The organism is Oxalobacteraceae bacterium OTU3CINTB1 (assembly GCA_024123955.1).
Taxonomy (GTDB): domain Bacteria; phylum Pseudomonadota; class Gammaproteobacteria; order Burkholderiales; family Burkholderiaceae_D; genus Rugamonas.
Window position 1 is genome coordinate 2,924,203 of record CP099652.1, and the last position, 22,170, is coordinate 2,946,372.

Sequence of the window (22,170 nt, forward strand, 5' to 3'; positions counted from 1 at the left end):
ATTGACAAATATGAATCACATCAAACGTGGTGTTCTCACCCTGTGCATGCTCGCTTCGGGCGCCGCATTCGCCGCGCCTGTCGGCGTGACGATCGATACGACCAAGCCCGGTCCGGTCATCAACAAAAACATCTACGGCCAGTTCGCAGAGCACCTGGGCACCGGCATCTACGAGGGCATCTGGGTCGGTCCGAAGTCGAAGATCCCGAACGTCAACGGCTGGCGCAAGGACGTTGTCGGCGCGCTCAAAGCCATGCACGTGCCGCTGGTGCGCTGGCCGGGCGGCTGCTTCGCCGACGAATACCACTGGCGCGACGGCATCGGCGCGCGAGAGAAGCGTCCTGTGAAGGTCAATACCAACTGGGGCGGCGTCGAGGAAAACAACGCCGTCGGCACCCACGAATTCTTCGAACTGGCCGAGCAGCTTGGCGCGGAGACCTACGTCAACGGCAATCTGGGCACCGGCAGTGCGCAAGAGATGTCGGAATGGGTCGAGTACATGACCTCCGACAGCAAATCGACGCTGGCGGAACTGCGCCGCAAGAATGGCCGCGACAAGCCGTTCAAGGTCGACTACTTCGCCATCGGTAACGAGGCCTGGGGCTGCGGCGGCAACATGTCGCCCCAACACTACGCAAACCTGTACAAGAATGTCGAAACCTTCCTGCGCGCTCCACCGCAGTATCGCCCGAAGATGATCGCCAGCGGCGGCAACGACCATGACCTGACGTGGACCGAAACCTTGAGCAAAGAGCTCAAGAAGCAGACCTACGGCATCAGCTTCCACTACTACACCATCCCGACCGGCCAGTGGGAAGTGAAGGGGATGGCGACCGGCTTCAAGGAAGACCAGTGGTTCTCGACCCTGTCCAACACGATCAAGATGGATGGCTTCATCAAGAACAATACGGCGGTGATGGACAAGTACGACCCTGAGAAAAAATTGGGCTTCCTGGTCGACGAGTGGGGCACCTGGTACGACGTCGAGAAGGGCACCAACGCCGGCTTCCTGTTCCAGCAAAACACGCTGCGCGATGCGGTGGTGGCGGCGCTGAACTTCAATATCTTCCACGACCACGCGGATCGCGTGCGCATGACTAACATCGCGCAGATGGTCAACGTGCTGCAGGCGATGATCATCACCGACAAGGACAAGATGGTGCTGACGCCGACGTACCACGCGTTCCAGATGTATGTGCCATTCCAGGACGCGACCTCGCTGCCGCTGAAGTTGACGAACAATCCGCAGTATTCGTACAACGGCAGCAGTATTCCAGAGATCAGCGCTTCGGCCGCGCGCGCCAAGGACGGCAAGCTGTATCTGGCGCTGGTCAACACCAACCCGACCAAGGAAGCGGAAATCGCCGTGGACGTGCCGGGCCAGGCCATCAAGTCGGTCAATGGCCGGGTGCTGACGTCCGCCGCGATGGATACGCATAACACCTTCCAGTCGCCGGAAGCGATCAAGCCGGCGCCGTTCAGCGCCACCGCCGGCGCCGATGGCAAGCTGACGGTCAAGATCCCGGCCAAGGCCGTTATCGTGGTCGCGGTGGAGTAAGTTGTAAGCCCGCGAGGCCATGCCGGTGGCTTGGTCTCGCATCGTTAATCGAGGTTGTAGATGAAGTATATTTTTTCGACGATGGCTCTGGTGTTGGGCGTGGCCGGCCTGTCGGCCTGCACGGCCAAGGAAGTCAGCGTGCACGATCCGGTGATGGCCAAGGAAGGCGATACCTATTACGTCTTCAGTACCGGGCCGGGCATCACTTTCTACAGTTCGACCAATATGAAGGACTGGAAGCCGGAAGGTCGCGTGTTCAAGGATCAGCCATCTTGGGCCAAACGCGCCGCACCGACTTTCGACGGCCATATCTGGGCGCCGGATGTGCAGTTCCATAACGGTAAATACTATTTATATTATTCGGTTTCCGGCTTCGGTAAAAACACGTCGGGGATAGGCGTGACCGTCAACAAGACGCTCAATCCGCGCTCCCCGGACTACCGCTGGGAAGACAAGGGCATGGTGTTGCAGTCGGTGCCGCTGCGGGACGACTGGAACGCGATCGATTCGAACATCATCGAAGATGAAAAAGGCGTGGCCTGGATGTCGTTCGGCTCCTTCTGGAGCGGACTGAAACTGGTCAAGTTGAACGACGCCTGGACCGGGTTGGCCGAGCCGCAGGAATGGCATTCGATCGCCAGCCGGACCGCCAACGTCGACGCGCCGGCCGGCACGGATGCGGGGCCGGGCGAGATCGAGGCGCCGTTCATCTTCAAGAAGAATGGCTACTACTATTTGTTCGCATCGTTCGGCCTTTGCTGCCGCAAGGGCGACAGCACCTACAACGTCGTCGTCGGCCGCTCGACATCGGTGACCGGTCCTTACATCGACAAAAAAGGTGTGGATATGATGAAGGGCGGCGGTTCGCTGTTGATCGCCGGCGACAAGGACTGGAAGGGCCTCGGCCACAACAGCGCTTACACGATGGACGGCAAGGACTATCTGGTGCTGCACGCCTACGAGACCGCCGACAACTACCTGCAAAAGCTGAAAATCATGGAAATGAAATGGGACGCGAAAAGGTGGCCGACGGTTGACCAGGCCGACTTGAACAAGTACCGCAGCACGCAGCTGCCGCCGAAATAATGGCCGCGGCCATCCACAAGCCGGCGCGCCGGCGCACCTTGCGTTACGCCGCCAGTGCGATGGCGGCAGCGGCGGTTGCGCCGATGGCCGGCGCCGCGACGCGCGCTGGCGCCGCCGTGCCTGCGCCTGACAAAGCGCCTGTGCGCCTGTTCCCGCTGTCGGCCGTGCGCCTGACCGCCAGTCCCTTCCTGGAAGCCCAGCAAACGGACCTGCGCTACATCATGGCGCTGAATCCGGATAGGCTGCTGGCGCCATTCCTGCGCGAAGCCGGCCTGACACCGAAGGAGGCCAGCTACGGCAACTGGGAATCGACGGGACTCGATGGCCACATGGGCGGCCACTATCTGACGGCGTTGTCGCTGATGGCCGCCTCCACCGGCGACGGGGAAGTGCTCAAGCGGCTGAATTACTTTGTGGCGGAACTTAAGCGCTGCCAGGCGAGCAATGGCGATGGCTACATCGGCGGCGTGCCAGGTGGCGCTGCGGCGTGGCGCGATATCGCGCAGGGCAAACTCCAGGCCGACGGCTTCTCCGTCAACGGCAAATGGGTCCCGTGGTACAACCTGCACAAGCTTTACGCCGGCCTGCGCGACGCCTACGTCTACACCGGCAACGAGGACGCGCGCGCGATGCTGATCGCGCTGTGCGACTGGACCGTCGGCCTGATTTCGCACCTGAGCGACGAACAGATGCAGAACATGCTGCGCTGCGAGCATGGCGGCATGAACGAAGTGCTGGCCGACGTCTCCGAGATGACCGGCCAGAAAAAATACATGGACCTGGCGATCCGCTTTTCGCACCAGGCCATCCTGCGCCCGCTGGAGGATGGCAAGGACCAGTTGACCGGCCTGCACGCCAATACGCAAATCCCGAAAGTGATCGGCTTCAAGCGCATCGGCGACATCACCGGCCGGCGCGACTGGCAAAAAGCCGCGCAGTTCTTCTGGCAAACCGTGCACGATCACCGCACCGTCGCCATCGGCGGCAACAGCGTCAAGGAGCACTTCCACGACCAGAATGACTTCTCGTCCATGATCGAGGAAGTCGAAGGCCCCGAGACCTGCAATACCTACAATATGCTCAAGCTCACCGGGCTGCTGTTCCTCGGCGACGCCAAGGGCAGCTACGCCGACTACTACGAGCGCGCGCTGTACAACCACATTCTGGGCTCGCAGCGCCCGCACAGCGGCGGCTTTGTCTACTTCACGCCGATGCGGCCGAACCACTACCGCATGTATTCGCAGCCGCAGCAGGGCATGTGGTGCTGCGTGGGCTCGGGCCTGGAGAGCCACGCCAAGTACGGCGAGTTCATTTACGCGCATCGGGGCGACAACCTGTATGTCAACCTGTTCATCCCTTCGACCTTGAACTGGCGCGAGCAGGGCGTATCCCTCCGCCAGTCCAACCGCTTCCCGGATGAAGGCGGCAGCACCATCACGGTCAAGGGCAACAAGACCTTCACCTTGAAGATCCGGTATCCGGAGTGGGTGGCGCCGGGTGCGCTGCGCGTCGCCGTCAACGGCAAGCAGGTCGCGGCCAGCATCGGCGCCGACCGTTATGTCAGCGTCCGCCGCCAATGGCGCGACGGCGACAAGGTCGATATCGCATTGCCGATGAAAACCCGGCTCGAACAGATGCCGGACAAATCCAATTACTACGCGGTCCTGCATGGCCCCGTCGTGCTGGCGGCCAAGACCAACCCGTTCCCTGACGAGAAACTGAACTTCCTGGCCGACGACTCGCGCATGGGCCATATCGCCTCCGGGCCGGTAGTCCCGTTGCAGGCCGCGCCGGTGCTGGTCGACGACAGTCCTTCGTTCGAGGGCCGCTTCAAGCCGGTGTCGGGCAGGCCGCTGACGTTTGTCGCTCCCGGACTGGTCGAGGGCAAGAACGGCAAGGAGGCCACCACCTTCGTGCCGTTCTTCCGCGTGCACGAATCCCGCTACATGGTTTATTGGCCGTATTCGACGGCGGCCGATCTGGCGGCTACGCGCGCCAAAGCCGCCGAGGACGAGAAGGCGCGGCTTGAACTGGACGCGCGCACCATCGACCAGGTGGCGCCGGGTGAGCAGCAGCCGGAATCGGACCACTTTTTCAAGGCCGAAGGCGGCGAATCCGGTTTGGCCAAGGGGCGCCGCTGGCGGCATGCGAAAAGCTGGTTTAGCTATGACCTGACCGACAAAAAGTCGGAAGCCCGCACTTTGCTGCTGACATACTCGAAAGCGGATGCCGGGCGCAGGTTCGATATCCTGATCAACGGCCAGTTGCTGGCCGAGGTCAAGCTGGACGCCACGGCGCCGCAGGAACTCTATACGGTGGATTACCCGATCCCGCCGGCGTTGGTTGCAGCAGCGGGCGGGAAGCTGGTGGTGAAATTTGTGGCCCGTAATGGCTCGGCGGCCGGTGGCTTGTACGGCTTGCGCCTGCTGCGCTGAGCTATTACTTCCGCAGTTGAACCGATATCGGAATCGATATCGTAGTTGACCAAAATATCATTGGATAGATATTTGTGTTTCTCATAGTATATGATCAATAAGTAGTTAAAAATCTAATCTGGAGACCTTGCTATGACATGCAATCGCAGAACCGTACTCAAAGCCGGCGTAGCTGCTGCCATCGTCGCCGCCTTCGGTAGCGTCGGCCCGGCCTTCGCCGCCAAACCGCTGGTGATCGGCTTCTCGCAAGTCGGCGCCGAGAGCGAATGGCGCACCGCCAATACCGTCTCGATCAAGGACGCGGCCAAGAAAGAGGGCATCACCCTCAAATTCGCCGACGCCCAGCAGCGCCAGGAAAACCAGGTCAAGGCGATCCGCTCCTTCATCGCCCAGCGTGTCGATATCATCGCCTTTTCGCCGGTTGTCGAATCGGGCTGGGATACCGTCCTGCGCGAAGCCAAGGCCGCGAAAATTCCGGTCATCCTGACCGACCGCGCCGTCAACGTCACCGACCCGTCGCTGTACGTGACCTTCATCGGTTCCGATTTCGTCGAAGAGGGCCGCCTGGCCGCGCGCTGGCTGCTGGAACGCGCCAAGAAGACGCCCGACGCCACCTTCAACATCGTCGAGCTGCAGGGCACCGTCGGCTCCGCGCCGGCGATCGACCGCCAGAAGGGCTTCGCCGAAGTCATCGCCGCCAATCCGAAGCTGAAGATCATCCGCTCGCAGACCGGCGACTTCACCCGCACCAAGGGCAAGGAAGTGATGGAAGCCTTCCTTAAGGCCGAGGGCAAGAAGATCAACGTGCTGTACGCGCACAACGACGACATGGCCATTGGCGCGATCCAGGCGATCGAGGAAGCCGGTATGAAGCCGGGCAAGGACATCCTTGTGATTTCGATCGACGGCGTGCGCGGCGCCTTCCAGGCGATGGTGGCCGGGAAGATGAACGTGACCGTCGAATGTAATCCGCTGTTTGGCCCACAACTGATGCAGATCGCGCGCGACGTCGCCGCCAACAAGCCGGTACCCAAGCGCATCACGGTGCAAGAGGGCGTGTTCCCGGCCGAGGTGGCGGCCAAGGAATTCCCGAACCGTAAATACTGATAGCCTCCCGCGATGAGTACATTAGCGCAAGCCGCGTTGTCGACAGCGCCGGTGCTGGAGCTGCGCGGCATCAGCAAAGCCTTCCCCGGCGTACAGGCCTTGAGCGGCGTGGCGCTGAACCTGTATCCGGGCGAGGTCCACACGCTGATGGGGCAGAACGGCGCCGGCAAATCGACCTTGATCAAGGTGCTGACCGGCGTGTATGCGCCGGACCAGGGCGAGATCCTGCTCGATGGCCAGGCGATCTATCCGACGTCCACGCTCGATGCGCAGAACCTCGGCATCAGCACCGTTTATCAGGAAGTGAACCTTTGCCCGAACCTGTCGGTGGCGGAGAACATCTTCATCGGCCGCTATCCGCGGAAGTTCGGCGGGATCGACTGGCGCGGCATGCAACAGCAGGCCACCGAGCTGCTGGAGCGGATGCGGATCCGCATCGATGTCACCATGCCGCTGGCCCACTATCCGCTGGCGATCCAGCAGATGGTGGCGATTTCGCGCGCGTTGCTGGTCTCGGCCAAGGTGTTGATCCTCGACGAGCCGACCTCCAGTCTCGACGAGAAGGAAGTCGACCTGCTGTTCAGCGTTTTGCGCGGCCTGCGCGAGCAGGGCATGTCGATTTTGTTCGTCACACACTTCCTCGACCAGACCTACGCGATCTCCGACCGCATCACCGTGATGCGCAACGGCGAACGCGAAGGGGAGTACGCCTGCGCCGATCTGTCGCGGCTTGAACTGGTGAATAAAATGGTCGGCGCGCCGGCCGCCGCCACGCCGGACGCCGCACCCGCGTCGCCGGCCGCAAGCAATGATGCGATCGCCGCCGCGCCATCGAAACTCAAGGCGTTCCTCAGCGCGCGTGGCCTTGGCCGCAAAGGCGCGCTGGCGCCGATGGATATCGAGCTGCGCGAGGGCGAGCTGCTTGGCTTGGCCGGTTTGCTGGGCTCCGGCCGCACCGAGGCCGCCCGCCTGCTGTTCGGCGCCGACAAGGCCGACAGCGGCGCCATCTCCATCGACGGCAAGGAGCATAGCTTCAATTCGCCGCGTGACGCCATCGCCGCGGGCATAGGCTTCTGTTCCGAGGATCGCAAGCACGAAGGCGCGATCCTCGACCTGTCGGTGCGCGAGAACGTCATTCTGGCTCTGCAAGCCCGCATGGGGTTGACGCGCGCGATTCCGCTCAAACGCCAGCAGCAACTGGCGGAAGAATATGTCAAGGCGCTCGGCATCAAGACCGCCAGCATCGAGACGCCTATCGGCACGCTCTCCGGCGGCAACCAGCAGAAGGTGTTGCTGGCGCGCTGGCTGGCGACCGAGCCGAAAATGCTGATCCTGGACGAGCCGACTCGCGGCATTGACGTGCGCGCCAAGCAGGAGATCATGGATTACGTGGTCAAGTTGTGCCGCAAGGGCATGTCGATCCTGTTCATCTCGTCCGAGCTGCCGGAGGTGCTGCGTTGCAGCGACCGTATCGTGGTCATGCGCGACCGTAAAACCGGCGGCGAGTATCCACGCGGCGCGCTCGATGAAACCTCGGTCTTGCACGTGATCGCGGCGGAAGGAGCGCACGCGAAATGAGCGGAATGAACCAAATGAGCATCGTGCGGCATCCACTTTTCCGTCCCCTGGCGGCGCTGGCGATCCTGCTGTTGATCGACCTGCTGCTGATTCCCGGCTTCTTCCACATCGAGATCAAGGACGGCCACTTGTACGGCAGCTTGATCGACATCGCCAACCGCGCGGCGCCGCTGGCGCTGGCGGCCATCGGCATGACCCTGGTCATCGCCACGCGCGGCATCGACATCTCGGTCGGCGCGGTGGTCGCCATCAGCGGCACGGTCGCCTCGATGCTGATCGGCGGCACCATGGTGATGAACAACGGCGTGCCCGAATACGTCGCCAATACGCCGATGGTGTGGGCGCTGTGCGCGGCCATGGGCGCTGCGCTGTTGTGCGGCGCGTGGAACGGCGTGCTGGTGGCTGGCCTTGGCCTGCAACCCATCGTCGCCACTTTGATCCTGATGGTGGCGGGGCGCGGCCTGGCGCAGCTGATGACGGATGGCCAGATCGTCACCGTCTACTACGAGCCATTCTTCTTCCTCGGCAGCGGGTATCTGTTTGGCCTGCCGTTCTCGCTGTACATCGTCGCCGCCGTCTTCATCGTGACCTTCCTGTTGATGCGCAAGACGGCGCTCGGCCTGTTCATCCAGTCGGTCGGCATCAACCCGGTGGCCGCGCGCCTGGCCGGCTTGAAGACCGCGACCCTGATCTTCTTCGTCTACCTGTTCTGCAGCGCCTGCGCCGGACTCTCCGGCCTGATGATCAGCGCGAACATCAAGAGCGCGGACGCCAACAACGCCGGCCTGCTGCTGGAACTGGACGCCATCCTGGCCGTTACCCTGGGCGGCACCTCGCTGGCGGGCGGTAAATTCAGCCTGGCCGGCAGCGTGATCGGCGCCTTGATCATTCAAACCCTGACCTACACCATCTATTCGCTCGGTCTGCCGCCGGAGGTGAACATGGTCGTCAAGTCGGTGGTCGTGTTCCTGGTCTGTATTTCGCAGTCGGCAGAATTCAAAAACATGTGGCGCCGTGTCTTCCCGGCCCGCTCGAAGGGAATCGCAACATGAGCGCAACCGTCATGACCGGCGCCGCCGCCGGGGACAAACCATCACGTCCGCGCAGCTTGACATCGTCGCCGTATTTCACCTCCCTGGTGACGGTCATGCTGCTGGCGGTGCTGCTGGTTGCCGGCGGCGCCGCCTATCCGGGTTTCCTGTCGCTGCAGGTGATGTTCAACCTGTTGATCGATAACGCCTTCCTGCTGGTGATCGCGGTCGGCATGAGTTTTGTGATTCTGTCCGGCGGCATCGACCTGTCGGTCGGCTCGGTGCTGGCGCTGACGACGATGATCTCGGCCTGGCTGCTGCAAACCTGGCATGTGCCGCCGCTGCTGGTGATCGCGATCTCGCTGGTGCTGGGCGCCGGCTTCGGCGCGGTCATGGGCGCCATCATCCACTACTTCAAGCTGCAACCGTTTATCGTCACCCTGGCCGGCATGTTCCTGGCGCGCGGCCTGTGCTACCTGATCAGCATCAACTCGATCACCATCGAAGATCCGTTCTTCGTCGCCATGTCGCAAACGCAGATTCCTGTGCTGGGCGGCTTCCTGTCGCCGGGCGCGCTGATCGCGCTGGCGATGCTGGCCATCGCCATCTACGTCGCGCACTGCACGCCGTTCGGCCGCGCCATCTACGCCGTCGGCGGCAACGAGCAGTCGGCGCTGATGATGGGGTTGCGCGTGGCGCGCACCAAGGTGCTGATCTACGCGTTCAGCGGCTTTTGCGCGGCATTGGCCGGCGTGCTGTTCTCGTTCTACATGCTGTCCGGTTACGGCCTGCATGCGCAAGGCACGGAGCTGGACGCCATCGCGGCGGTGGTCATCGGCGGCACCTTGCTGACCGGCGGTTACGGCTATGTCGCCGGCGCGCTGTCCGGCGTGCTGGTGCTCGGAACCATCCAGACGCTGATCGCCTTCGACGGCACGCTCAGCTCGTGGTGGACCAAGATCGTCATCGGCGGTCTGCTGTTTGTATTCTGCGTTGTCCAGCGCCTGATGGCGATCGGCGCGACGGCTAAAAAATAAGATATCACTGGAGAGAGCTTTGAAAACAAAACTGATGAAATTTGCCGCTATCGCAGCGGCGGGGATGGCTTTTGCCGCGATTAACAGCGTAAACAGCGCGCAGGCGGCGAACCCGATGTTCCCGAAACTGTTCACGGCCGATCCGTCGGCGTATGTCGACGGCGGCACGGTCTACCTGTACGTCGGCGTCGACAGCGCCGCGGTCACGGACAAGGACTATGTGATGAAGGAATGGCGCGTCTACAGCAGCTGCGACATGAAGAACTGGAAGGATCTCGGCTCGCCGCTCAAGCCGTCGGCCTTCAAATGGGCGATCGGCAAAGTGGACGCCTGGGCCGCCGACGTCACCAAGCGCAATGGTAAATACTACTTCTATTCGACCGTCGATCACGCGACCATCCCCGGCCGCGCCATCGGCGTGGCCGTCTCCGACAAGCCGGAAGGCCCGTTCGTCGACGCGCGCGGTTCGGCGCTGGTCACCAACAACATGACACTGGAAGCGCCGATCGCCTGGGACGATATCGATCCGGGCGTGTTTGTCGACGACGACGGCCAGGCGTATCTGTACTGGGGTAACACGGTGCTCAAATATGCCAAGCTCAAACCGAACATGACCGAGTTCGATGGCCCGATCCACACCGTGGGCATGGACCGCTTCACCGAGGCGCCGTATATGCACAAGCACAAGGGCGTGTACTACCTGTCGTATTCGCGCGACTTCCCGGAGACCACCGCCTACATGATGTCGAACAGCCCGATCGGCCCGTGGAAGTTCGGCGGCGTGATTATGGAGAAGAACGCCAAGGTCAAGACCATCCACCAGGCGATCGTCGAATTCAACGGCAAGAACTACATCTTCTACCACAACGACAAGCTGCCCACCGGTGGCGAGTATCGCCGCTCGGTGGCGGTGGAGGAGTTCCAGTACAACGCCGACGGCACCATCCCGTTCATCAAGCAAACCAAGGAAGGGCCTGCGGCCAATCCTAGTTCGGCTTGCAAGTGATATTGAAATGATGGGTTTTGATGCAAAATCAATACCCATCGTGATATCATTTTCCTATGGATACTAATTCGAACTGGTTCCTGCGCGCGCGCCTCAAAACGCGCCAGCTGCTGCTGCTGATCGCGCTGGACGAACAACGCAACATCCACCGTGCGTCGGAAGATTTGCACATGACGCAGCCCGCCGCGTCCAAGCAGCTCAAGGACCTGGAGGAGATGCTCGGCGTGCAGCTGTTCGACCGTCTGCCGCGCGGCATGGAGCCGACCATTTACGGCGAAACGATGATACGCCACGCCCGCATGGCGCTGACCAGCCTCTCGCTGGCGCACGAGGACATCGTCGCCATCAAGGCCGGCTTGACCGGGCAGGTGGACATCGGCACCATCATGACGCCGGGGATCTCGCTGCTGCCGCAGGCGATCACGCGCACCAAGCAGGCCTCGCCGCGCCTGCGCATCGGCGTCGAGATGGAGCAGTCCAACATCCTGCTGGAGCAGTTGCAGCGCGGCCGGCTGGATTTCATGATCGGCCGCATACCCGAGCGTCAGAGCGCGCAGGGGCTGGCCTACGAGGAGCTGGGCGACGAGCCGGCGTGCGCGGTGGTGCGTCCCGGCCATCCGCTGCTCAAGGCGCGCAACCTCCAGCTGCGCGACATCGCCGGGCAGCCGTGGATACTGCCGCCGCAGGGCAGCATCCTGCGCGCGCGCTGCGAGTTGATGTTCCGCCGCGCGGGCCTGGAAGTGCCGGGCAACGTGGTCGACACCACGGCGGTGCTGCTGATTAAACCGCTGCTGCAGCAGACCGACGCGCTCAATGTGATGCCGATCGCGGTGGCCAAGTATTACGAGTCGCAGGGGGTGCTCAACATCCTGCCGATCGAGCTGCCGTGCCGCATGGACGCTTTCGGCATCATCACGGTGGACGGCCATTTGATGTCGCCGGGCGCGGCGCTGCTGCTGCGCTACGTGCGGGAAGTGGCGAAAGACATCTACCAGATCGCCTGACCCACTAAGTTAAAGCGGTTTTCGTAGGGCGGATTACGCTGCGCTAACCCGCCCTACGTGATTCAGATGAGCGCTGAAGTTAGCGACATTACGCTCAGGCGGCCATTTTTGCCATCTCGCGGCACGAGTGCTCGCACACTTCGCAGGCGCGCAGGCACTCCTCCATGCCATCCAGGTCGCGGCAGCTCAGGGCGCAGGCGTGGCATACCTCGGCGCAGACGCCGCACAGGCGCTCGGCGAACGGCGAGCCGCTCAGCTGCAAATTGGCCGACAGCTCGCACACGGCCGCGCAATCGAACATCAGCCGCAGGTGGTCCGGCGCGACGTGCCGCCCGCCCATCTGCAGGCAGTGCGTCATCGCGGTCTGCAGGCAGGCCTGATGACAGTTGGTGCAGGCGTCGATACAGTCCTGCATGTTGGTCACGGTATCCATGGCGCTCCTTTCTCTTCCGGGTTGTCTAAAACTCCATGGTAGGCCGCCGCGGGGGAGGCCTCTGTGCGCGGACTCTCTTTATGGATTGCCGATCTGATATCGAAGAAGTGTAAGTTCGTGGCCCCCGATTGCCTGCGGAGTGGATTCTCTGGCACTATTGCCGGATTGATCTGATTTCCGGGAATGGTATGCAAAAGAGCAGGCTGACGGTGTGGTCCAGGCGGATCTTGTTGGTGGCGGTGGCGTTGCTGGTCCTGGCGCTGTTGGCGGCATGGTTGTATTTGCGCGGTAGCCTGTCCCAGTTGGACGGCACGCGGCAGGCGGCGCTGCTGGAGACCACCGCCAGCGTCGCGCGCGACGAGCGTGGCGTGCCGGTGATCAGCGGCGGCAGCCGGCTCGATGTGGCCTACGCCACGGGTTTCGTGCACGCACAGGAGCGCTATTTTCAGATGGATTTGCTGCGCCGGGCCGCGGCAGGCGAGTTGTCCGAACTGTTTGGCGCGCGCGCGCTGCCGGTGGACAAAGCGCGCCGCTTCCACCGCTTCCGCGCCCGCGCCGACCTGGCGTTCAAGTCGCTGCCCGCGCCGGACCGCGCGCTGCTGGAGCGCTACGCCGCCGGCGTCAACGCTGGCCTTGGCGCGTTGAGCACCAAGCCGTTCGAGTATGCGCTGGTGGGCATGCCGCCGCGCGCCTGGGCGGCCACCGATTCGCTGCTGGTGATCTGGGCCATGTATTTCGACCTGCAAGGGAGCCTGCTGCCGCGCGAACTGTCGCGCGGCTGGCTCGCCGAGCATGCGTCGCAGGAGCAGCGCGCCTTCCTGGCGCCGGAATCGACGCAGTGGGACGCGCCGCTCGACGCCGACAACGTGCCGGGCGAGCCGCCACCGATTCCGGCGGCGGCGCCGGCGTGGTGGGGCAAACCAGGAACGGCCGGCACCGCGCCGTTGTCGAAAATGGCGTTCGCGCCTTTGCCCGCCGAGATGCTCAATACCGTCGGCAGCAACAACTGGGCGGTGGCGGGCAGCCGCAGCGACAGCGGCGGCGCCATCGTGTCCGACGATATGCACCTGGGCATCCAGCTGCCCGGCATCTGGTACCGCGCGGCCTTGCAGTTCCCGGACGCGAAGGGCGGCCAGCGCCGCGTGGTCGGCGTCACCTTGCCCGGCACGCCGGTGGTGGTGGCCGGCAGTAACGGCCATGTGGCCTGGGGCTTCACCAACAGCTACGGCGATTACCTGGATCTGATCGCGCTGGAAGCCGATCCGGCCAGGCCCGGGCAGGTGCTCACGCAGGCCGGTTGGGAGACGCCGTCCGTGCACGAGGAGACGATACTGGTCAAGGGCGCGCCGGCCGAGACGCTGGCGGTGCGCGAGACCTCGCTCGGCCCGATCCGCGAGGCGATGGGCCGCAGCTACGCGGTGCATTGGACCGCGCACACGCTGGCCGCCGTCAACGTCAATGTCCAGAGGCTGGAAGGGGCGGATACGCTCGACCAGGCGTTGGCGATCGCGCCGACGCTGGGCATCCCGGCGCAGAATTTCGTCGGCGGCGACGACAAGGGCAATATCGGCTGGACCGTCGCCGGTCCGCTGCCGCGCCGCGCGCCGGCCGGCGTGGAGATCACCTATCCATTGGCCGCCGACGACAAGGCCGGCGTGTGGGATGGCTGGCTGGCGCCGGCCGAATATCCGAAGGTGGTCAATCCGGCCGGCGGCCAGCTGGCCACCGCCAACAGCCGCCAGCTGGCCGGCGCCGGCGCGGCGTTGATCGGCGATGGCGGCTTCGATCTGGGCGCGCGCACCCACCAGGTGCGCGAGGACCTGACGGCGCTGGGCGCCAAGACCGACGTCAAGAAGGTCTACGCCATCGCGCTGGACGACCGCGCGGTGTTCCTGGCGCCATGGCGCAAGCGGGCCATCGCCGCGCTCGACGGCAAGGCGGTCGCCGACCATCCGCGCCGCGCCGAGGCGCTGGCGCTGCTGAAAACAAGTTGGACCGGCAGGGCCAGCGTCGACTCGGTGGGCTACCGCATCACGCGCGCCTACATGTACGCGCTGTACGACATCCTGTTCGAAAACGCCGACCAGCAGATGGCCGCGATCGACCCCAAGGCCAGCATGGCGGCCATCAGCGCGCGCTGGCCGGTGATGCTGGCGCGCCTGCTGGACGAGCAGCCGCCAGGCTGGCTGCCGCCGCAGTTCGCCGACTGGCAGGCCTTGCAACTGACTGCGCTGGACCGTGTGATCGCCGACCTGACCAAGGACGGCAAGCCTTTGTCGGAGGCCACCTGGGGCAAGCGCAATACCGCCGCCAGCGCCCATCCGATGGCGTCGGCGCTGCCGTTGGTGGGCCGCTTCCTGAAGGTGGCGCCGGACATGCTGGCCGGCGACCAGCACATGCCGCGCGTGGCCGGGCCGACATTCGGACAGTCCGAGCGCATGACGGTGACGCCGGGGCGCGAGCAGGAAGGCATCTTTAATATGCCGGCCGGCCAGAGCGGCCATCCCTTGTCGCCGAATTTCCTTGGCGGCCGCGAGGATTGGCTCAGCGGGCGGGAGTCGCCGCTGTTGCCGGGACCGGCGAAGCATACGCTCACGTTCGTAAAGTAGAGGCAGAACTAACCCGGCATCCCGACGCTCTAACCTGCAGGACGCGGCGCGCGGTGCGTTGCGTCCCGGCACGGGGAGGCGGCGATGGAAGACGAACCGGTGGTGTTGGGCATAAACCGAACGCAGGACGCCAGCGCTTGCCTGCTGCGCGGTGCGACCCTGCAGTGGGCGATACAGAAGGAGCGGCTGAGCCGCGTCAAGCATCACTGGGGCAGGCCGGGCGACCTGCGCGATTTTTACGCGGCGCGCCTGCCGGGACTGGACGCGCCGGTCGACGTGCTGGTCGAATGTTACTCGTCCGACGCCGAGATCGACAATCTGGCCGCCTACGAGCGCGAACTGGCCGCGAGCCTGAAGCTGGCGCCGCATGCGCGCCGCGCCCGCATCTCGCACCACGTGGCGCATTTATATAGCGCCTTTCATCCGTCGCCGTTCACGCGGGCCGCCGTCATGGTCATCGACGGCCAGGGCAGCGCGGTGGCAGATTTCACCGAGCATTGGGCCGACGCGGCCGCCGTGCCGGGGCACTGGCGCGAGGTGTCGTCGTTTTATATGGCCGACCGCGGCCACCCCGGCCACCCCGCGCGCATCGACTGCATCGGCAAGCAGCTGTGGGAGCGCGACGAGCAACAGCCCGCCGGCCTTGGCATGTTTTATTTCATGCTGACCCAGGCGATTTTCCCCGGCGAAGGCAATGAAGGCAAGGTGATGGGCCTGGCGCCGTTCGGCGACCCCTACGCGCTCGGCATGCCGCCGCTGGACGTCGACGGCTGCCGGGTGTTCATGCCGGATCGCTGGCGCGCGCTGCTGGCCGAGCGCCAGCGCTTCCGCTACGCGCCAACGGGCGGCGGCGTGTTCCAGGATATCGCCAATCTGGCGGCGGCGGGCCAGTCCGCCTTCGAGGATGCCCTGTTGCAGGTGGCGCGCTGGCTGCATGCGCGCACCGGCGCCGACCACCTATGCTTTGCCGGCGGCACCGCGCTAAATTGTTCGGTCAACGAGCGGCTGATGTGCGAGACGCCGTTTCGCTCGCTGTTCATCCCGCCGACGCCGGGCGATGGCGGCACCGCGCTCGGTTGCGCGGTCTACGGTCTGACCGAGCTGGCCGAACGCGGCTGCGATTTCCGCTGGCGCGACGATTATCTGGGCCCGCAGCCGGATGCCGCCGCTATCGAGGCGGCGCTGCGCGACGCGGACGACCTTGTCGTCGAGCGTTTGGATAGCCGTGAGGCGCTGTGCGCGCGCATGGTCGATCTGCTGGCGGGCAACAAGGCGCTGGCGCTGTACCAGGGGCGCAGCGAATTCGGCCCGCGCGCGCTGGGGCACCGCAGCATACTGGCCGATCCGCGCACCGAACGGATGCGCGACTGGATCAATGCCCGCGTCAAGCAACGCGAATGGTTTCGGCCGCTGGCGCCGGCGGTGCTGCTGGAGCGGGCCGGCGACTATTTCGACCTGATGCATCCGGCGCCGTTCATGCAGTTCGCGGTGCCGGTCACGCCGTTCGGCGCCGAGCGCCTGGGCGCCACCACCCATATCGACCGCAGCGCCCGGCTGCAAAGCGTGGGGCCGGACGACGACCCCTTGCTGCGCGCCTTGCTGCTGGCGTTCGAGGCGCGCACCGGCGTGCCGGTGCTGCTCAACACCTCGTTCAACCGCAAGGACGAACCGATCGTAGAGACGCCCGCCGAGGCGGTGGAGGCATTCAGGGCCACGCCGTTGCATGCCTTGGCCATGCCGCCTTTTTGGGTGCGCAAACGGGTCGAACCCGATGCGCCGTTCTGAGGGCGCGCCATGATTCAGCTCTATCCCGCGCCCGCCAGCGTGCTGCCCGGACAGCGCCTGGTGCTGCATGTGTCGACCGACCAGCCGCGCTTTCGCGTGCACTTCTTCCGCTGGAGCGTGGCCTTGCAACCCGTGCTGCGCTCGGACTGGTTGCGCGGCGAGCATGCGCCGCCGCGCGGACCGGATCAGGATTGGCACTGGCCCGCCTATGGCTTCGAAATCCCCGGGGACTGGCGCTCGGCCGTCTACATCGCCTGCTGTGAAACGGACGGCGCGCCGCCGCCGGCGCCGTGGATGCCGCAGGCGGCTGCGCTGTTCGTGGTGCGCGGCGCCACGCGCGGAAGCCTGCTGGTCAAGCTGCCATTGGCGACCTGGCACGCCTATAACCACAGCGGTGGCGGGTGCTTTTACGACAATCCGCCGCGCTCGACGCACCCTCCTGGCGCGCGGTTGTCGCTGCGGCGGCCCGGCGGTGGGATCGGCGGCGCGATCTTCGGCGCGCCGGATCATTACGACACCAGCTCGCCGCGCCAGAGCTTTGCGCACTGGGACGCGCGCTTCATCCGCTGGCTGCTGCGCAACGGCTACGAGCCGGCGTTCTGCACCGATTTCGATATTCACGCCGACCCCGATTTGTGCGGGCGTTACAGTTTGTTGCTCAGCGCCGGCCACGACGAATACTGGAGCGAGCCTGCGCGCGACCATGTGGAAGCGTTCATCGCCAACGGCGGCAACGCTGCCTTCTTCGGCGCCAATCTATGCTGGTGGCGTATCCACTACGTCGATCAGGGGCTGGCGATGGTTTGTCATCAAGGCGGTCCGCAAGGCGCGCTCGATCACTGGTGGCCGCGCGGCGGGGTTGGCCGGCCGGAGGACGCGCTCGGCGGCGCCAGCTATCGCCACGGCGGCGGATGGTGGGACGGTCCGCGCCGTGTCCCGGGCTATACGGTGCATGCGGCCGATCATTGGGTCTTCGCCGGGACCGGGCTGCGGCGCGGAGAGGTGTTCGGCGCCGCCACCCGGCCGCCGTTGATTGGCTACGAGTGCGACGGCGTTCCGTTGGAGCGCGAAGCGGAAACGGGCGCTCGCGCAGGCGCCGGCATCGGAGCGTCGGATGCGTTGCCGCGTGTCGCCTTGGCGGCGTCCAGCTACGGCACACCGGCGACCTACGAACTGCTTGCCAGCAGCGTGTTGGGCGACGACTGGCAGGAATTGCCTGCGCGCGAGCAACACGCGGCCGGGCAGGGCATACACGCCGCCTGCATGGGACTCTTCGAACGCGGCGGCACCGTGTTCAGTGCAGGCACCACGGACTGGGCCCAGGTGCTCGACAGCGGCCAGGACACCCCCGTTGAGCGCATCACCGCCAACGTCATCGACCGCCTGCTGTCGTCTGGTGGTGCGCGATGAACACGCCGTTGCTGCAGCGCATAGGCGAAGGTCCGGTAGCGGTGTTCCGCGCCTTGTACCTGGGCGACATGCTGTGCGCGGTGCCGGCGTTGAGGGCGCTGCGCGCGGCCTTGCCGCAGGCCCGCATAGTGCTGGTGGGCCTGCCGTGGGCCGAGCAATTCTCGAAGCGCTACAGCGCCTATCTCGATGGCTTCGTCGCCTTTCCCGGCCATCCCGATTTGCCGGAACAACCCGCGCTGCCGTACGCCCAGGAAGACTTCTATTCGTACATGCGCGAACAGGAGTTTGCGCTGGCGTTGCAGATGCATGGCAGCGGCGAGGTCACCAATGGAATCGTCGCCGCGTTCGGCGCCGGCACCCAGGCCGGCTACGGCACCGTTGCCAAGTCGCCGTGCGGCCGGAAGCACGCGTTGCCTTTTCCGCAGCACGGGGCCGAACCATTGCGTCTGCTGCGGCTGGCCCGATGGCTGGGGGCCGACACCATGGGCTGCCGCCTGGAGTTCCCCTTGATGCCGGAGGACTGGGAAGAGTTGGAACACACCGGCGCCGCGCGCGGCCTGCCGGCCGGCGGCTACGCATGCATTCACGCCGGTGCGCGCCTGCGCGATAAATGCTGGCCGCCGGCGCGCTTCGCCGAAGTAGCGGACCGCCTGGCCTTGGAGCATGGGCTGAAGATCGTTTTGACCGGTTCCGCCAGCGAGGCCGATCTGGCAAGCGCCGTGGCAGCGCGCATGGACACGCCCGCGATCAACGCGACGGTGCCGATGTCGGTGGGGGCGATGGCGGCGTTGATGAGCGGGGCGCGCTTACTGATTTGCAATGACACCGGGGTGTCGCATATCGCCGCCGGCCTGGGGTTGCGGAGTGTGGTGATATTCAGCAAGGCCGACATGGGGCGTTGGGCGCCGCTGAACCGGCGACTGCACCGCTGCATCCGCGATCCGGAAGGGCGCAAGACGCAGCTGGTGCTCGCGCAGGCGCGTTCGCTGCTGGCGGGGGCGCGCATGGCGGACGCGGCGGCGCGGCGGCATTGGGCCTAAGTTTTGGGTGTTGGGTGGTGGGTTAGGCCGATAGTCATTCGACGTCCCGGAACAATTCCAACGCCAGCGCGATCACGTCGTCGTGCCCCACATCGGCGACGAAGCTGACGTCATGGGTGCAGCGTGTACGCAGATTCTCCTGGCCGCACTCGGGACAGTGCACGCGTGTGGATATGGCCGGCCGCAACAGATGCTGCGCCAACGGGCACGACTCGATGATGTTCGTCAGCCAAAACACGCCAACCGCCGGCTTGCCCAGCGCCAACGCCAGATGCAGCGGCCCCGTGTCATTGGAGACGATCAGCTCGGCCCGGTCGAGCAGTCCGCACAGGCCCGACAGCGGCAGCCTGCCGGTCAGGTCGATCGGGCGGTGGCGCATGTGTTGCAGGACAGCCCTGGCGGTGTCTGCCTCGGCATCGGTGGCGCTGATGACGACTTGTGCGCCCGCATCGGCCAGCGCATCGGCCACTGCGGCAAATCCCGCCGGCGGCCAGCAGCGGCGCGGGTCGCTGGCGCCGGGATGCACGACGACCAGCCGTGCGCCGGCATGTCCGGGCAGTATCCGCTGAGCCATGGCGCGGTCGGAAGCGGTGACCTGCAGCTCCGGCGACACCAGGCACGGGCGCGCGCCGGCCAGCGCCGCGATCTGCAGCAGCTCGATGCGGCGGTTCGCCAGACGGCTGTAGGCGATGCTGCGGTCGAGCGTCGGAGCGCCCGGGGTCGTCGCGCCGGCGCTGACCATCGCGCCAAGCGAGGCGACGAAGCCGTTCGAGTAGGCGCCGCCGCCGTACATTTGCAGCGCCAGGTCGATGTGCATGCTGCGTAGCGCCGCCACCAGCTGGCGCGCGGACTCGGGTATCGGCCCGTCGGGCGGCGCGCCGATGCCCGGCAACGGCGGCATGGCGATGACATCGTCCACAGGTCCCGGCCGCCCGTGCAGGAACTCGGCATGCCAGGGCTTGCCCAACAGTGTGATGCGCGCGGCGGGATAGCTGTCACGCAGCGCGTGTAAGGCCGGCAACGCGAAGACGTAGTCGCCCAGCGCGTTCGGCCGCAATACGACGATGTGCCGGACCTCCGGCGGCAGCGAATCTGGCGGTTCCGGTTGCGTTTTTGGCGTCGACATGCTGGACTTAGCCTTGTCGCGGCGGCGGGACGTCGCCACGGAGCATCTCGGCGTGTCGCAGCACATGCGGCGCGTTGCAGGCGCGCTCCGTGATGGTGGTCGGCAGTTCCATGTGATAGGCGCCGGACGGGATGATGCCGCAACCGCCGAAGCGCGCCATCACTTGCAGCTGCGCTTGCGCGTCCTCGCCGCAATGCTCGGCGGGCAGCTGGCGCCAAAAGTCGAAACCGCCGGCCGCGCGCAGCTTTGCCGTGTCGTACAGCACGCAGCCGCCTATCCACGCCACCCGGTAACATTGGCTGTTGGCGCGGGTTATGCCCAACCTTGATTGCACGTGGAACAGGTTGGCGGCGCTGTGCAAGTGATGCCGCCGCCATGCCGGCCCGTCCGGGGCGATCGATTCCGGCGCCACTGGCGATTGCCAAAACTCAATGGCCTCCTCGTCCGGGCGCACGTCGCCGACGTGGCTCAGGCCGTGCAGTGCGCTGCCGACGAAGCCGCATCGCTGTTCTGTGATGGTACTTAGCAGCCGCTCGATCAGGTCGCTGTCGAGCAGCACATCGTCATCGAGAAACAGGCTGTAGGGCGCGCGGGCGCGGGACAGCAGGAAGGCGCGCTGTTCGGCCATGCCGCGCCGTGGCAGGTGGCGCGACGCGCTGACCTCGTGCCCTTGCGCGAGCAGAAAGCGCAGCGCGGCCAGTACCGATGGTTGCTCCAGCGAGCCGCCGCCGTCCGATTGGTCCGAGATGACCACCTGCAGATGCGGCGTGGACTGTGCCGCCAGCGATACCAGCGTTGCCGTCAGCGCTTGCGGGCGGTTGCAAGTGGGTAGCAGGACATCGACCAGGCCGCTCACGGTCCGCCCCCTTGTTTGTAGGCACGGGCTGCCCTCGTTCCATACAGCCACGGGTTGAGCGCGGGGTCGTTGTACATCTTGAACTGGCGGTAAACCTTGAAGCAGGCGGCGCCCGACGCCACCTCGGCCAGCAGGCGGTCGAGGCAGCCGGCCAGGTCGTCGCGTTGCGCCGCGAGCCGCTCGAGCCGGGCGGCGCACTCGGCCATGTGCGCCGCACCCGCCTCGGCACGGTGCGCCTGTATGCGCATGTGAAATATCTTCAGCGCGAGTATGGACAACCTGTCGATCATGGCGCCAGCCGTTTCACTGCTCAGCCGCGCGGCGGCCTGACCGGCGCCGGTGGGCGGCGGCGTCGCCAGTGCGGACAGCCGCGCCAGCAGCGCCTCGTCGATCGCTTCGACGGCGTCGTTGCGCAACTGGTTGTGGCGGTCGATCGCGCGCTTGCTGGCCGCGATGATCTCGGCGCCCACATCCTTGCGCCGCACGCGATCCTCTTCCTGCCACAGCAGGCGGTTGTGATGGTGGTTCACGCGGATGGCGCGCCAGACGGTATCCGCCACATCGCGGCGAATGGTGTCGTGTTCGCCGGCTTGCGGATGCAGCAACGCTTCGTCGTGGAAGTGGACGATGGCGCGGGCGTCCGGCGGCGAGGGCAAGTGGCCTTGCATGGTCGCCGCTCAGTGGTCGCGGCGGCGGCTGCCGATGCCGTCGCCGTCGCCGTTGCCGTCGCTATCGTCGTTATCGTCGCGGTCGGCGTCGCCACGCTCCGCGTGGTCCTGCGACGGCCCCTTGAACGCCGCGCTGACGTCGGCCGGCGTCTGGAACTGCTCATCGGGCAACTGGTCCAGCGACGCGCAAACGCTTTCGTCCGCTCCCTGCTGTTTTGCGGTGTCGATCAGCGTCTGCTTGTCCGTGGGATAGTCGACGCCTTTCAAATACTTTTGGATCTGGATCGGATTTGCATGGGCCATCTCGGTCTCCTTGAAATCTTGCGTCTTCCCGGACGCTGCGCTCGACGCTGCCGTTGACACCGCGCCTGATACATATGACCGCCGGATGGCCGTCGGGT

The 22,170-nt window shown here is 65.2% G+C and carries 17 protein-coding genes and 1 pseudogene; 13 read left to right on the forward strand and 5 right to left on the reverse strand.

Annotation, left to right across the window (positions count from 1 at the left end):
- The first annotated feature begins 10 nt into the window (after window positions 1-10).
- The 9 genes from NHH73_12820 (at window position 11) to NHH73_12860 (ending at window position 11,842) form a co-directional block, all read left to right on the forward strand.
- Window positions 11-1,558, forward strand: coding sequence for an alpha-N-arabinofuranosidase (locus NHH73_12820; protein ID USX29105.1), 1,548 nt, complete (start codon window positions 11-13; stop codon window positions 1,556-1,558).
- A 60-nt stretch (window positions 1,559-1,618) separates the two neighbouring features.
- Window positions 1,619-2,644: an arabinan endo-1,5-alpha-L-arabinosidase gene (locus tag NHH73_12825; GenBank protein USX29106.1), complete on the forward strand. Its 1,026-nt coding sequence runs from the start codon at window positions 1,619-1,621 to the stop codon at window positions 2,642-2,644.
- An 83-nt stretch (window positions 2,645-2,727) separates the two neighbouring features.
- Window positions 2,728-5,079 carry a glycoside hydrolase family 127 protein gene (locus tag NHH73_12830; protein ID USX29620.1) on the forward strand — a complete coding sequence of 784 codons (2,352 nt, stop codon included), beginning with the start codon at window positions 2,728-2,730 and terminating at the stop codon, window positions 5,077-5,079.
- A 132-nt stretch (window positions 5,080-5,211) separates the two neighbouring features.
- Window positions 5,212-6,186: an ABC transporter substrate-binding protein gene (locus NHH73_12835; protein ID USX29107.1), complete on the forward strand. Its 975-nt coding sequence runs from the start codon at window positions 5,212-5,214 to the stop codon at window positions 6,184-6,186.
- A gap of 12 nt (window positions 6,187-6,198) precedes the next feature.
- The gene (locus tag NHH73_12840) at window positions 6,199-7,764 is read left to right on the forward strand and encodes a sugar ABC transporter ATP-binding protein (protein USX29108.1); all 1,566 of its coding nucleotides are present in this window, start codon (window positions 6,199-6,201) and stop codon (window positions 7,762-7,764) included.
- Window positions 7,761-8,816: an ABC transporter permease gene (locus tag NHH73_12845; GenBank protein ID USX29109.1), complete on the forward strand. Its 1,056-nt coding sequence runs from the start codon at window positions 7,761-7,763 to the stop codon at window positions 8,814-8,816. The genes NHH73_12840 and NHH73_12845 overlap by 4 nt, the downstream gene beginning before the upstream one ends.
- A gap of 11 nt (window positions 8,817-8,827) precedes the next feature.
- On the forward strand, window positions 8,828-9,832 hold the full coding sequence (gene yjfF / locus NHH73_12850; GenBank protein USX29621.1) for a sugar ABC transporter permease YjfF: 1,005 nt from the start codon (window positions 8,828-8,830) through the stop codon (window positions 9,830-9,832).
- 34 nt (window positions 9,833-9,866) lie between these two features.
- A complete protein-coding gene (locus tag NHH73_12855) occupies window positions 9,867-10,838 on the forward strand; it encodes a glycoside hydrolase family 43 protein (protein ID USX29110.1) in 972 nt (323 codons plus the stop codon).
- Between the two features lie 56 nt (window positions 10,839-10,894).
- A complete protein-coding gene (locus tag NHH73_12860; protein USX29111.1) occupies window positions 10,895-11,842 on the forward strand; it encodes a LysR family transcriptional regulator in 948 nt (315 codons plus the stop codon).
- Between the two features lie 94 nt (window positions 11,843-11,936).
- On the opposite strand, the gene NHH73_12865 is transcribed toward NHH73_12860, so the two are convergent.
- Window positions 11,937-12,275 (reverse strand): four-helix bundle copper-binding protein, encoded by a 339-nt coding sequence (locus tag NHH73_12865; protein ID USX29112.1) that lies wholly within the window; start codon window positions 12,273-12,275, stop codon window positions 11,937-11,939.
- A 188-nt stretch (window positions 12,276-12,463) separates the two neighbouring features.
- Between NHH73_12865 and NHH73_12870 the strand changes: the two genes are divergently transcribed.
- From NHH73_12870 to NHH73_12885, 4 genes are all read left to right on the forward strand, one after another.
- Window positions 12,464-14,884, forward strand: coding sequence for a penicillin acylase family protein (locus NHH73_12870; GenBank protein ID USX29113.1), 2,421 nt, complete (start codon window positions 12,464-12,466; stop codon window positions 14,882-14,884).
- 84 nt (window positions 14,885-14,968) lie between these two features.
- Entirely contained in the window at window positions 14,969-16,669 is a 1,701-nt protein-coding gene (locus NHH73_12875; GenBank protein USX29114.1) for a carbamoyltransferase, read from the forward strand.
- A 9-nt stretch (window positions 16,670-16,678) separates the two neighbouring features.
- On the forward strand, window positions 16,679-18,079 hold the full coding sequence (locus NHH73_12880) for a hypothetical protein (GenBank protein USX29115.1): 1,401 nt from the start codon (window positions 16,679-16,681) through the stop codon (window positions 18,077-18,079).
- Entirely contained in the window at window positions 18,076-19,119 is a 1,044-nt protein-coding gene (locus NHH73_12885; protein USX29116.1) for a glycosyltransferase family 9 protein, read from the forward strand. Before NHH73_12880 ends, NHH73_12885 begins: the two co-directional genes overlap by 4 nt.
- 34 nt (window positions 19,120-19,153) lie before the next feature.
- Here NHH73_12885 and NHH73_12890 read toward each other — a convergent pair whose 3' ends face one another.
- The 4 genes and pseudogenes from NHH73_12890 to NHH73_12905 form a co-directional block, all read right to left on the reverse strand.
- Entirely contained in the window at window positions 19,154-20,245 is a 1,092-nt protein-coding gene (locus NHH73_12890; GenBank protein ID USX29117.1) for a glycosyltransferase family 9 protein, read from the reverse strand.
- Between the two features lie 7 nt (window positions 20,246-20,252).
- Window positions 20,253-21,101 (reverse strand): glycosyltransferase family 2 protein, encoded by an 849-nt coding sequence (locus NHH73_12895; protein USX29118.1) that lies wholly within the window; start codon window positions 21,099-21,101, stop codon window positions 20,253-20,255.
- Window positions 21,098-21,769, reverse strand: coding sequence for a DUF4254 domain-containing protein (locus tag NHH73_12900; GenBank protein USX29119.1), 672 nt, complete (start codon window positions 21,767-21,769; stop codon window positions 21,098-21,100). The genes NHH73_12895 and NHH73_12900 overlap by 4 nt, the downstream gene beginning before the upstream one ends.
- Window positions 21,770-21,901: 132 nt before the next feature.
- Window positions 21,902-22,072, reverse strand: a pseudogene (locus NHH73_12905) (DUF2795 domain-containing protein).
- Window positions 22,073-22,170: the final 98 nt, after the last annotated feature.